This is a genomic window from Mameliella sp. MMSF_3455, assembly GCF_030733205.1.
Classification (GTDB): domain Bacteria; phylum Pseudomonadota; class Alphaproteobacteria; order Rhodobacterales; family Rhodobacteraceae; genus Antarctobacter.
This window is the reverse complement of record NZ_JASHJL010000002.1, coordinates 24,672-37,189: the sequence shown is the minus strand read 5'-3', so window position 1 is coordinate 37,189 and position 12,518 is coordinate 24,672. Positions and strand designations below refer to the sequence as shown.

Sequence of the window (12,518 nt, the reverse complement as noted above, 5' to 3'; positions counted from 1 at the left end):
ATCTTTCTACAGGAGCCTGCATGCCCGTGTCCTTTGCCACGCCCGATACCGCCACCCTGCCGCTTTACGTGATCGAAGCCGATGCCTTGCCGGCCTGGCTGGACGGACAGGATGCGCCGACGCGCGCCTGGGTCGAGGCCAGCGGCTTTGCCGGTGGGCTTGGCTCGGCGTTGATGCTGCCGGGGCCGGATGGCGCGCCGGTGGCGGCTCTTGCAGGCTACGGCAATGCGGATGCCCGCGCGCGCCATCGGTTTCCGCTGGCTGCTGCGATCCCGGGGCTGGCGCCAGGCAGCTACCGGATTGCCTCGGGCCTGCCGCCGGAACGCGCGCCGATCGAGGCGCTGGGCTGGCTGTTGGCCGGGTATTCCTACGATCGTTATCGCGAACAGGGCGGGCGTGCCCGAACGCTCGTCGCGCCCGAGGGCGTCGAGGCCCGCCGTATCGAGATCCTGGCGGAGGCCGAGGCGCTGACCCGGGACCTGGTGAACACCCCGGCGTCGGACATGGGCCCCGATGCGCTGGAGGCCGAGGTGCGCGACCTTGCCAGCCGGTTCGGTGCCCAGGTTGCGGTCATCGCGGGCGACGATCTGCTGTCGGAAGAGACATATTTCCCGATGATCCACGCGGTCGGTCGCGCTGCCGGTCAGGCGCCGCGGCTGATCGACATGCGCTGGGGCGCTTCGGGGCCGATGCTGACGCTGGTCGGCAAGGGGGTCTGTTTCGACACGGGCGGGCTTAATCTGAAACCCGGCGGTTCCATGGGGCTGATGAAAAAGGACATGGGCGGAGCGGCCAATACCATCGGGCTGGCGCATGCGATTATGGCGCTGGACCTGCCGGTGCGCCTGCGCCTGTTGGTCCCGGCGGTGGAAAACAGCGTGTCCGGCCACAGCTTCCGCCCCGGCGACATCCTGCCCTCTCGCAAGGGACTGACGGTCGAGATCAACAACACCGACGCCGAGGGGCGCCTGGTGCTGGCGGACGCGCTGGCCTATGGCGACGAGGAAAAGCCCGACCTGATGATTTCGATGGCGACGCTGACCGGGGCGGCGCGCGTAGCCGTGGGGCCGGATCTTGCCCCTTTCTACACCGATGCAGAGGATTTCGCCGGGGCGCTGGCCGGGGCCGCCCCCGGCGCTGCCGACCCGGTCTGGCGGATGCCCTTCCACGCGCCCTACGAGATGATGATCGAACCCGGCATCGCCGATCTTGACAATGCGCCCTCGGGCGGGTTCGCCGGGTCGATCACTGCCGCGCTCTTCTTGCGCCGCTTTACCGGGCATGCCGCACGCTATGCCCATTTCGACATCTACTCCTGGCAGCCCAAGCCCGAGCCGGGTCGCGCCAAGGGCGGGCTGATGCAGGGACCACGAGCAATCCTTGATGCGCTGCCTCAGGTGCTGGGCCTCTGATGGACCGCCGGCTGACACCCTGCAATGGCCGGGTGGCCCATGTCTCGCTGCAGGGGCAAGTCGAGGCCCCGCGTTTTGTCGAGGGTGAAGTGCAAACGGTCACCACGCCCGTCGCCGACCTCTTGGCAGGGATTGGCGGAGCGCGGGACAGGCAGCTTCTGCGCGGCGACCTGTTCCGGGTGCTGGAACTGCACGAGAGTTGGGCCTTCGGCTTTGCCGAGAAGGATGGATATGTCGGCTGGATCGACCCGATGAACCTGGCCGGCGCACCGTCCGTGGCGCCGACCCACCGGGTGATCGCCGCGCGTAGCTATGGCAAGTCCAGCCCAGGCTTGAAGACGATGGGCACGATCACGCCGCTGTCTCTGGGCGCGCGCCTTGCAGTGACCGAAGAGCAGGACGGTTGGGCGCGCGTCGCCTGGTCGCGCGGACCGCTGTCGGAGGACCTCTTTGTGCCGGTCCAGCATCTGGCGCCGGTGGAGAGGTCCGAAACCGATCCCGTCGCGGTGGCCGAACGGCTGGTGGGCTCGCCCTACCTCTGGGGGGGCAACAGCAGCGATGGCATCGACTGCTCGGGCCTCGTCCAGATCGCGCTGCACGCCTGCGGCATCGATTGTCCCGGGGACAGCGACATGCAAGAGGCGCTGGGCCGCGCCCTGCCCTCCGCCACTCCTCCTGAACGCGGCGACCTGATGTTCTGGAAAGGCCATGTGGCCTGGGTCGCGGATCGTGACAGGCTGGTCCACGCCAATGCCTTTCACATGGCCGTCGCCTACGAACCCATCACAGCGGCCATCTCTCGCATCCAGCACCAGGGCGATGGTCCTGTCACCCGTCACGCCCGCTTGACCAACTGACCGCCTCCTGTCTTCTTCTCGGTGAACAATACCCCGTGGAGGGCGAGGGGCTGGCCCGTCGCCGCCGCAACGACTGGAGCCTGCAATGTCCGACCCGTTCTTTCACCCCGTCTCCGGTTTCGACCTGCCGCGTTTTGCCGGTGTTCCCACCTTCATGCGCCTGCCCCACCTGACGCCGGACCATCCAAGGTTTAAGGACGTTCAGATCGGCCTTGTCGGCGTGCCCTGGGACAGCGGCACCACCAACCGCCCCGGTCCGCGTCACGGCCCGCGCCAGTTGCGCGATGCCTCGACCATGATCCGCGCCCAGCACGCGGCGAACGGGATGCGCCCGTTCGAGGTGGCCAATTGCGCCGATCTTGGCGATGTCGGGCCGAACCCGGCGGATATCCCCGACAGCATGGCGCGGATCACGGCTTTTTATGCGCAGCTGCGGCAGGCAGGCATCCGGCCTCTAACGGCGGGCGGCGATCACCTGACCTCGCTGCCGGTCCTGCGCGCGCTGGCCAAGGACGGGCCGCTGGGCATGGTGCATTTCGACAGCCACACGGATCTGTTCCACAGCTATTTCGGTGGCACGATGTACACGCACGGAACGCCCTTCCGCCGCGCGGTCGAAGAGGGGTTGCTGGACCCGAAACGGGTGATCCAGATCGGCATCCGGGGCACGATGTACGACACCGAGGATCGGGATTTCGCCGCCGCCAACGGCATCCGCATCGTCCCGATCGAGGAGTTCTTTGCCCGGGGCGTCGCCGAGGTCATGGAAGAGGCGCGGGCCACCGTGGGTAGCGCGCCGTGTTACGTCAGCTATGATATCGACTTTGTCGATCCGACATTTGCGCCCGGCACCGGCACACCGGAGGTGGGCGGGCCGAACAGCTACCAGGCGCTGCAGGTCTGTCGCGAACTGGAAGGGCTGGACATCGTTGGCGCCGACCTGGTCGAGGTCTCTCCGCCCTTCGATCAGGCCGGCGGAACCGCCTTCCTGGGCGTGTCGATCATGTTCGAACTGCTTTGTGTGATGGCTGCAGGACGCAACTGACCGTCAGGGCAGTTCGGGCGTCATTCCATCGGGCTGTCGTTCCAGATATCCCAGTGAAGATACCATTCGCCGTCGTCGCTCTTTTTCCAGACCACGACGTACTTGCCGCCGATGTCGATCATGCCGCCGTTTCCGTCTGGGGCCTTGGCGGTCCAGACACCGTCTTCCATCGCAATGTCGTCGGTGAGTTCTTCGACCGCGACGCTGGTCAGCCGGAGGTTGGTGACCCCGGCGTCGATGAGACCGGTCCAGAGCGCCTCGGCTCCGGCGCGGGTCTCGACCCGATCCATGTCGTTGGGCAGCAGCAGGGCGTCCTCGGTATAGAGTGCGGCGGCGGCGGTCCCGTCTCCGGCATCAATGGCCGCTTCCAGCGCGTCGGCGCGGGCATCGATTGTGGCCTGTAGCGACATGTGGGATGCTGCGAATGCCTGGAACGGCAGTCCGGCCACGATCAGGGCCAACAAGGAAATAGGTCTCATTTAAGCCTCCCAAAAAAATGTTATGAAACGGACCCGTCTGGCGGGCGGCACTGGCAATAGCCTACCATACCATGAATTTGGGGTTGTGTCCTGCGCTCGGCCCGTGGAGCCGTATCGTGATGCAGGAGAACGCGAAAACCTCGGATAATCACCGCGACGACAAACGCACCCACATTTTATGGTCCTGCGCGCGTCCGATCTCGGCTCTGGAATTGGAATTCAGCCGTATCAGTCGACCGGGCGGATCAGCTTGCGCTCCAGCACGCGCAGCACGGTCTTGAGATCGTGGCCGCGTTTCAGGACCTGGCCCTCCATCCCGTAGACCGCGTATTCACCCTGTTTGTTGCGCAGTTTCGGGCGTTTCTCGATCCGGTAGAGCGGGTGTTCGGCGGTGCGGCGAAAGACCGAGAAGACGGCCACCTCGCGCAGGCTGGAAATCCCGTAGTCGCGCCATTCACCGGCGGCGACCATGCGTCCATAGAGCGATAGGATGACGTTGAGCTCGGCCCGCTGAAAGGCGACCACCTCATGCGCGGACCCCTGGCCGGGGAAGGGCGTCAAGCTGTTCATGCCCTCAGAGTTGCGCCCTTCGTCCAATAAATCAAGGGGGTGGATGGAGGCTCAGAAATTACTTGACCGACTGGTCGGTTTTGGGCAGTGTCGCGCCACCGAGGGAGGAGCGAGATGACACCGCAGCAACGTGCCGAGCGTGCGGCCGAGGCCATGTATGCCAAGGATACCGCGGCGCAGGAAATGAAGATGCAGATCGAGGCGGTGGGTCCCGGTCGGGCCGTGCTCTCGATGGAGGTGCAGCCGGCGCATCTGAACGGCCACCGCATCTGTCACGGCGGGATCATCTTTACCCTGGCCGATACGGCCTTTGCCTATGCCTGCAACAGCTACAACACCCTGACCGTCGCGCAGGAAAACCAGATCACCTTTTTGGCCCCCGGCCAGTTGGGCGAACGGTTGACCGCCACGGCCGCGGAGCAGGCATTGGCGGGCCGATCGGGCGTCTATGACGTGACCGTGACCGGCGGCGACGGCCGCAAGGTGGCCCTGATGCGTGGCCTGTCGCGCACCGTGAAGGGCCAGCATTTCCCCGAAGACGAATTGATCCAGGAAGATCGCGCCTGACGCGCCAGCACTGCCGGAGGAGACCAGATGGAAGACCTCACCCCGTCCAAGGACAGCCTTGACCCGATCGAGATCGCCTCGCGCGATGAGATTGCCGCCCTGCAGTTGCAGCGGATGAAGTGGTCGCTGCGCCATGCCTACGACAACGTGCCGTTCTACAAGCAAAGCTTTGACGCGGCGGGCGTGCATCCGGATGACCTGACCTCGCTGGCGGACCTTGCCAAGTTTCCTTTCACCGTGAAGACCGATCTGCGCGACAACTATCCCTTCGGCATGTTCGCGGTCCCGCGTGAGCAGGTGCGGCGCATCCACGCCTCGTCCGGCACCACGGGCCAGCCGACGGTGGTGGGCTACACGGAAAGTGACCTGGATGCCTGGGGGACGGTGGTCGCGCGCAGCCTGCGGGCGGCAGGGCTGAAACCCGGCGACGTGCTGCACAACGCCTATGGCTATGGTCTGTTCACCGGTGGCCTGGGCATTCACTTGGGCGCCGACAAGCTGGGCCTGTCCACCGTGCCGATTTCCGGCGGCATGACCCAGCGCCAGGTGCGCCTGATCGAGGATTTCCAAGCCACGGGGATCACCGTCACGCCCTCATACGCGCTGTCGATCATCGACGAATACGCAGCGCAGGGCCGCGACCCGCGCAAGTCGCCGCTGAAGGTGGGGATCTTTGGCGCCGAGCCCTGGACCAACGCCATGCGACTGGAGATCGAAGAGGCTTTCGACATGCATGCCGTGGACATCTATGGCCTGTCCGAGGTCATGGGGCCGGGCGTGGCGAATGAATGCGTCGAGACCAAGGACGGACTGCACATCTGGGAGGATCATTTTTACCCAGAGATCATCGACCCGGAGACGGGCGAGGTGCTGCCGGACGGCGAGCTGGGCGAGCTGGTCTTTACCTCGTTGACCAAGGAGGCCTTTCCGGTGATCCGCTACCGGACGCGCGACCTGACGCGCCTGTTGCCCGGCACGGCGCGCTCGATGCGGCGGATGGAAAAGGTGACAGGGCGGTCGGATGACATGATCATCCTGCGCGGCGTCAACGTCTTCCCGACCCAGATCGAGGAACAGCTGATGACGGTCAAGGCGCTGGCGCCGCATTTCCAGCTGGAACTGGACCGGGTCGACCACAAGGACGTCATGAAGGTTGTCGTAGAACCCTGGCCGCATTCCGTCGAAAGCGGGGCCGAGGCGGCGCGCGAACTGGCGGCCAAGGTCAAGCAGGTGGTCGGCGTCACCGTCAAGGTCCAGGTGGCAGAGCCCGGCGGCGTGGCCCGCAGCCAGGGCAAGGCGGTGCGGATCGTCGACAACCGGCCCAAGACCTGAGGGCCGCCGGGCGACGCTTGCCGGGCCTTGCGGCCCGACGTCGCCCCGCCCACCGTCCCTCGAAAGGCGCCTGCGGGTGCCTTTTTTCGTCCTTGGCCAGGGGCGTCGAGTTTCCGATTGGCGACAAGACGGCGGTCTGCGGGTCAGAAATCCGACGCAACAGGTGCAAAAACCGACTTGCCGAGTCCCTGACCCTGCCGTAGACGCGTCCGTGGGACACCCCTCCCCAACGAGGGGCATCTATCTGGAAGGTTAGCACAGTTATGGCACCCCAAGCACCGGCATCGCGGCCGGCTAATCCGCGTTTTTCTTCTGGCCCCTGCGCCAAGATCCCCACATTCACGCTCGACAAGCTGTCCGACGCCGCCCTGGGCCGGTCGCACCGCGCCGCCGTTGGCAAGGACAAGCTGAAAGCGGCCATCGAAGGCACGCGCGAGCTTCTGGGCATCCCGGCAGACTACAAGATCGGCATCGTTCCCGCGTCGGACACCGGCGCGGTTGAAATGGCCATGTGGTCGATGCTGGGCGCGCGCAAGGCGACGATGGTGGCCTGGGAAAGCTTTGGCGCCGGCTGGGTGTCCGACGTGGTCAAGCAGCTCAAGATCGACGCCGACGTGCTGGAAGCCGGTTATGGCGAGATCGTCGACATGGCGGCGATCGACTATGACACCGACGTTGTCTTTACCTGGAACGGCACCACCTCGGGCGTGCGTGTCCCCAGTGGCGATGTGATCCCGGCAGACCGTCAGGGCCTGACCATCTGCGACGCCACCTCGGCGGCCTTTGCGCAGGACCTGCCGTGGGACAAGCTGGATGTGACCACCTTCTCCTGGCAGAAGGTGATGGGCGGCGAGGCCGCGCACGGCATGTTGATCCTGTCGCCCCGCGCCGTCGAACGACTGGAAAGCTATACGCCGGCGTGGCCGCTGCCCAAGATCTTTCGCCTGACCAAGGGTGGCAAGCTGATCGACGGCATCTTTACCGGCGCGACGATCAATACCCCGTCGATGCTGGCGGTCGAGGATTACCTGGTGGCGCTGGACTGGGCGCGTGAAATCGGCGGCCTGTCGGCGCTGATGGCCCGTGCGGATGCCAATGCCAAGGTGATCTGGGATTTCTGCGATGCGCATGACTGGATCGCCAACCTGGCAGAGGATCCCGCGACGCGCTCGAACACCAGCGTCTGCCTGAAGTTCACCGATGACCGCATCAAGGACGGTGCCAGCTTTGCCAAGGCCGTGGCCAAGCGGCTGGAGGCCGAAGGCGTGGCGCTGGACATAGGCGCCTATCGCGATGCCCCGGCGGGCCTGCGCATCTGGTGTGGCGCCACGGTGGAAACCTCGGATATCGAGGCGCTGATGCCCTGGCTGGAACACGCCTTCGAAGCAGAGATCGCGGCGCAAGCGCAAGCCGCTTGACAGGTGCGGCGGGAAACTCCCCGCCCCGCCAAATCTCCAGACCTATCAATTCGCGTAGGGCGGGGGTCACCCCGCCTCTCCCCGCACATCCAAAAGGACCAGACACATGGCTCCCAAAGTTCTCGTCTCCGACAAGCTCTCGGAAACCGCCGTCCAGATCTTTCGTGATCGCGGCATCGATGTCGATTTCCTGCCCGACGTGGGCAAGGACAAGGAAAAGCTGGCCGAGATCATCGGTGACTATGACGGCCTTGCCATCCGGTCGGCCACCAAGGTGACGCCTTCGATCCTGGAACATGCCCACAAGCTCAAAGTGGTGGGCCGCGCCGGGATCGGCACCGATAACGTCGACAAGGAAGCGGCGTCGAAAAAGGGCGTGATCGTGATGAACACGCCCTTTGGCAACATGATCACCACCGCCGAACACGCCATCGCGATGATGTTCGCCTGTGCCCGCCAGATCCCCGAGGCCAGCGCCTCGACCCATGCGGGCAAGTGGGAGAAGTCCAAGTTCATGGGGGTCGAACTGACCGGCAAGACCCTGGGCGTGATCGGCGCGGGCAACATCGGCGGCATCGTCTGCGACCGTGCGCGTGGCCTGAAGATGAAGGTCGTGGCCTACGATCCCTTCCTGTCGGAAGAGAAGGCCGACAAGATGCAGGTGGAAAAGGTCGAAGATATCGACGACCTGTTGAAGCGCGCCGATTTCATCACGCTGCACGTGCCGTTGACCGACCAGACCCGTAATATCCTGTCCAAGGAAAACCTGGCCAAGACCAAGAAGGGCGTGCGGATCATCAACTGTGCCCGTGGCGGGCTGGTCGACGAGGCGGCGCTGGCAGAACTGATCAAGTCGGGCCATGTGGCCGGCGCGGCCTTTGACGTCTTTGCCGAGGAACCGGCCAAGGAAAATCCGCTGTTCAACCTGCCCAACGTCGTCTGCACGCCGCACCTTGGCGCCTCGACCAGCGAAGCGCAGGAAAACGTCGCCCTGCAGGTGGCGGAGCAGATGTCGGACTACCTGCTGACCGGCGCGGTGCAGAACGCGCTGAACATGCCCAGCGTCACCGCCGAAGAAGCCAAGGTCATGGGCCCCTGGATCAAGCTTTCCGATCACCTGGGCAGCTTCATCGGCCAGATGACCGACGAGGCGATCAAGGCGATCAACATTCTCTACGACGGCGAAGCGGCCACCATGAACCTGGAGGCGCTGAACTGTTCGCTGATCGCGGGCATCATGAAATCGGTGAACCCCGAGGTGAACATGGTTTCGGCGCCGATGGTGGCGCGTGAGCGTGGCATCAAGATCTCGACCACCAACCAGGAACAGTCCGGCGCTTTCGAGGGCTACATCAAGGTGACGGTCGTGACCGAAAAGCGCGAACGCTCGATCGCAGGGACGGTGTTCAGCGACGGCAAGCCGCGCTTCATCCAGATCAAGGGCATCAACATCGACGCCGAGGTTGGCCGTCACATGCTCTATACCACCAACAACGATGAACCGGGCATCATCGGTGCGCTGGGTCACACGATGGGCAAGAACGGCGTGAACATCGCGAACTTTACCCTTGGCCGCAAGGATGCGGGCGGAGAGGCCATCGCGCTGCTCTATGTCGATGAGCAGGTACCGGCAGAAGCCCGCGCGCAACTGGCGGAAACCGGCCTTTTCAACCAGATCAAGCCGCTGGAATTCGACGTGGCCTGATCCCGGCCCCAGGCCTGACAGTCCTGACCCTCTCCCGCGCGCCGGGGGAGGGTTTTTCTTTCCTTGGGTCAGCCCTGTGCCCGGTACTCTGCGATCAGTTCTTCGAACTGGTCCATTGGCGGCCATGCCTCGTAGCTGTGCTGCGCCGGGGTCTCGGCCCAGGGCAGCCGGGCGCTGGTCATGGTCTCGATGAATGGGGAAAACCAGCCGGTGTCGTCGAACATCGTCGGGCGGACGTTCACGAAGGCATCGATCCCGGTGATCCGGGTGAACATCCAGCTCATGCAATGCGGACAGGCCATGTGGTCCTGATCGGGGCCGTGGGTGCCGCATTCGACCGGCGTGCCCCGTGTCACTTCCAGCCCGTCCGCTGGGACCATGACGGTCAGGGAAAACGCGCTCGAGGACATCCTCTGGCAGCCCCGGCAATGGCAGGCGGCAGTCATCAGGGGCGGCTTGGTGATCCGGATGTGGACCTGGCCACAACGGCAGGACCCGTCGAGGGGCAGGGGAGGCATCGGCATGGCGTTTCCTTGGCTGTTTCCTGGCGGCACCCTAGGCGCATCCCGCTGATCCGGCCAGAGATCCGGTGCGACTGGTCCGGCCTCGGGGAACATGCTAGGCGGCGGACATGGGTGAGACGATTTATGCCATTGGCGACATTCACGGCCAGCTGGCCATGCTGGACACCGCGCTGGACCGCATCGAGCAGGACGGCGGGCCGGATGCGCGCGTGATCTTCCTAGGCGACTATGTCGACCGCGGGCCGAATTCGCGCGGGGTGATCGAGCGCCTCAGCCGGGGGCTGGCCCAGGGGCGCAACTGGGTTTGCCTTAAGGGCAACCATGACCGGCTGTTCGAATGGTTCATCGCGCCGCCAGCACCGCGCCAGGATCCTTACCTGCTGCTGGGCTACGACTGGTTCCATGAGCGGATCGGCGGGCTGGATACGGCCGATTCCTACGGTGTCGACGTGCCCGAGCGGATCCGGCAAAAGGACCTTGCCGCCGAGTTCCGGGCTGCCGTCCCGCCGGAACATCTGGACTTCTTGCAGGGGCTGAAGCTGATGCACCGCGAGGCGGGCAAGGTCTTTGTCCATGCGGGCATCCGACCCGGCGTGCCGCTGGATCAGCAGGACGAGGAAGACCTGTTGTGGATCCGGCAGGAGTTCCACGATGATCCGCGCGACCACGGGGCGCTGATCGTGCACGGGCATACGCCGGTGGATGCGCCCGAGCTGAAGCCCAACCGGCTGAACCTGGATACCGGCGCGGGCTACGGGCGCCCGCCGGGGGTTGCCGTCCTTGAGGACAGCGGCGTGATCTTTGCGCTAGGCGCGTCAGGCCGCGTCTACCTCGGCGGCTGACGCCTTTTCAGGTTTGGGTGCGGGCTCTTGCAGGGCCAGCCAGGCATCGTATTGCGACAGAAACACCTTGCCGGTCAGTTCATCCAGGAAATGCGACCGTTTCAGCCGGTCCATCACCGGTCCCTTGACCTCGGACAGATGGAGCTGGATGCCCATTTCCGACAGGCGCCGATTCAGTTCCTCCAGCGTTTCCAGCGCGCTCATGTCGACCTCGTTGACCGCCGGGAACATCAGCACGACATGTTCGATCGGCTCGTCACATGTGACGCGGCCCAAAACGTAGTCCTCGAGGAAGCGGGCATTGGCGAAATACAGGCTTTCGTCCACGCGCAGCGTCACGAGGTGCGGCAGGGTCTCGACCTCGTGGCGCTTGATATTGCGGAAATGGTGGGTCTGGGGCACCAGCCCGACCTCTGCGACATGCGGGCGCGATGTCTTGTACAGATGCAGCCCGATCGAGATCAGCACACCGGCTGAAACGCCCAGTTCCACGCCGAACCCAAGGGTCAGGACGATGGTGGCAAAGACGGCGGCAAAATCGACCTTGGAATAGTCCCAGGCCTTCTTGAGGATCGAGAAATCGACAAGGCTGAGGACGGCAACGATGATCGTCGCGGCCAGCGTCGCCTTGGGCAGGAAGAAGAGCAGGGGCGTCAGCAGCAGGGTCGCAACGGCGATGCCCACCGCAGTATAGGCGCCTGCCGCTGGCGTGGCGGCGCCTGCGTCGAAGTTCACCACAGAGCGCGAGAAACCGCCCGTTACCGGAAACCCGCCCGAGACCGCCGAGGCGATGTTCGAGGTGCCGAGGCCGATCAGTTCCTGGTCGGGCGAGATGCGCTGGCGACGCTTGGCGGCCAGCGTCTGCGCGACGGATACGGACTCAACGAAGCCGATGATCGAGATCAGCAGCGCGGACATGAAGAGTTCATTCCAGAGGGCGGGCGAAAAGCTGGGTGCGGTCAGCGGCGGCAGGCCCGTCGGGATCTCTCCGACAATTTTGACACCGGCATGCGACAGGCCAAACACCCAGGTGGCCAGCGTGGTGACGACAACGGCAGCCACCGGCCCGGCCTTGGTCAGGACGTCGGCCAGTTTTGGCGGAACGCCCTTCTTCAGTAGCAGCGGCTTCAGCCCCTTGCGGACCCAGAACAGGAAGGCCAGCGCCGCCAGCCCCAGGGCGAAGGTATAGCCGTTTGTGTTCCCCAGTTCCGCGAACATGGTGCGCATCAACTCGGTCAGGGTGTGCCCGTGCATGTCGATGCCGAAGATGTGCTTCAGCTGCGAGGCGGCAATCAGGACACCCGATGCGGTGATGAACCCGGCGATGACCGGGTGCGACAGGAAATTGGCCAGGAAACCGAGGCGAAAGAGCCCCAGCAAGGACAGGATCACGCCAGAGATGAAGGCCAACGTGCCGGCGGCCAAGGCGATGTCCACCGGGTCGGACAGGCCAAGGTTGCCGATGGCGGCGGCGGTCATCAGCGAAACGACCGCCACGGGGCCGACGGCCAGCGCGCGGCTGGTGCCGAAGATGGCGTAGGCCACCAGCGGCAGGATCGACGCGTACAGGCCCATCTCGGCAGGCAGGCCCGCGAGCAAGGCATAGGCCAGCGATTGCGGGATCAGCATGATGGTCACGATCACCGCCGCCAGTCCATCGGCAGAGGCGGTTTCGCGATCATAGGTCCGCGCCCAGTCGAGAATGGGCAGGTAGCGGGTCAATTGACGTGGGAGCTTCATGGCGAATCCTGCTTTCGGGTCGGGTTT

The 12,518-nt window shown here is 64.8% G+C and carries 12 protein-coding genes; 8 read left to right on the top strand and 4 right to left on the bottom strand.

The window, feature by feature from the left end; all coding sequences use genetic code 11:
• The first annotated feature begins 20 nt into the window (after positions 1–20).
• From RBB42_RS01370 to speB, 3 genes are all read left to right on the top strand, one after another.
• Positions 21–1,412: a leucyl aminopeptidase family protein gene (locus RBB42_RS01370; RefSeq protein WP_305967979.1), complete on the top strand. Its 1,392-nt coding sequence runs from the start codon at positions 21–23 to the stop codon at positions 1,410–1,412.
• A complete protein-coding gene (locus RBB42_RS01365) occupies positions 1,412–2,269 on the top strand; it encodes a C40 family peptidase (protein WP_305967980.1) in 858 nt (285 codons plus the stop codon). The genes RBB42_RS01370 and RBB42_RS01365 overlap by 1 nt, the downstream gene beginning before the upstream one ends.
• Before the next feature lie 85 nt (positions 2,270–2,354).
• Entirely contained in the window at positions 2,355–3,314 is a 960-nt protein-coding gene (gene speB, locus RBB42_RS01360; protein WP_305967981.1) for an agmatinase, read from the top strand.
• 20 nt (positions 3,315–3,334) lie between these two features.
• On the opposite strand, the gene RBB42_RS01355 is transcribed toward speB, so the two are convergent.
• Positions 3,335–3,793: a YybH family protein gene (locus tag RBB42_RS01355; protein ID WP_305967982.1), complete on the bottom strand. Its 459-nt coding sequence runs from the start codon at positions 3,791–3,793 to the stop codon at positions 3,335–3,337.
• 228 nt (positions 3,794–4,021) lie between these two features.
• On the bottom strand, positions 4,022–4,363 hold the full coding sequence (locus tag RBB42_RS01350; protein WP_219510148.1) for a DUF2794 domain-containing protein: 342 nt from the start codon (positions 4,361–4,363) through the stop codon (positions 4,022–4,024).
• Between the two features lie 114 nt (positions 4,364–4,477).
• Here RBB42_RS01350 and paaI point away from each other — a divergent pair, with 114 nt between their 5' ends.
• The 4 genes from paaI to serA all read left to right on the top strand — a co-directional run bounded on the left by paaI (position 4,478) and on the right by serA (position 9,385).
• The gene (paaI, locus tag RBB42_RS01345; RefSeq protein WP_305967983.1) at positions 4,478–4,930 is read left to right on the top strand and encodes a hydroxyphenylacetyl-CoA thioesterase PaaI; all 453 of its coding nucleotides are present in this window, start codon (positions 4,478–4,480) and stop codon (positions 4,928–4,930) included.
• Between the two features lie 27 nt (positions 4,931–4,957).
• Positions 4,958–6,262 carry a phenylacetate--CoA ligase PaaK gene (gene paaK, locus RBB42_RS01340; protein WP_305967984.1) on the top strand — a complete coding sequence of 435 codons (1,305 nt, stop codon included), beginning with the start codon at positions 4,958–4,960 and terminating at the stop codon, positions 6,260–6,262.
• A gap of 263 nt (positions 6,263–6,525) precedes the next feature.
• Positions 6,526–7,680, top strand: coding sequence for a phosphoserine transaminase (locus tag RBB42_RS01335; protein WP_305967985.1), 1,155 nt, complete (start codon positions 6,526–6,528; stop codon positions 7,678–7,680).
• Positions 7,681–7,786: 106 nt separating this feature from the next.
• A complete protein-coding gene (serA, locus tag RBB42_RS01330; protein ID WP_305967986.1) occupies positions 7,787–9,385 on the top strand; it encodes a phosphoglycerate dehydrogenase in 1,599 nt (532 codons plus the stop codon).
• Between the two features lie 68 nt (positions 9,386–9,453).
• On the opposite strand, the gene RBB42_RS01325 is transcribed toward serA, so the two are convergent.
• On the bottom strand, positions 9,454–9,909 hold the full coding sequence (locus RBB42_RS01325) for a GFA family protein (protein WP_305967987.1): 456 nt from the start codon (positions 9,907–9,909) through the stop codon (positions 9,454–9,456).
• Between the two features lie 107 nt (positions 9,910–10,016).
• Between RBB42_RS01325 and RBB42_RS01320 the strand changes: the two genes are divergently transcribed.
• Positions 10,017–10,751, top strand: coding sequence for a metallophosphoesterase family protein (locus tag RBB42_RS01320; protein WP_305967988.1), 735 nt, complete (start codon positions 10,017–10,019; stop codon positions 10,749–10,751).
• On the opposite strand, the gene RBB42_RS01315 is transcribed toward RBB42_RS01320, so the two are convergent.
• Positions 10,725–12,491 (bottom strand): SulP family inorganic anion transporter, encoded by a 1,767-nt coding sequence (locus RBB42_RS01315; RefSeq protein ID WP_305967989.1) that lies wholly within the window; start codon positions 12,489–12,491, stop codon positions 10,725–10,727. The two genes, RBB42_RS01320 and RBB42_RS01315, sit on opposite strands and share 27 nt — an antisense overlap.
• Positions 12,492–12,518 lie beyond the last annotated feature (27 nt).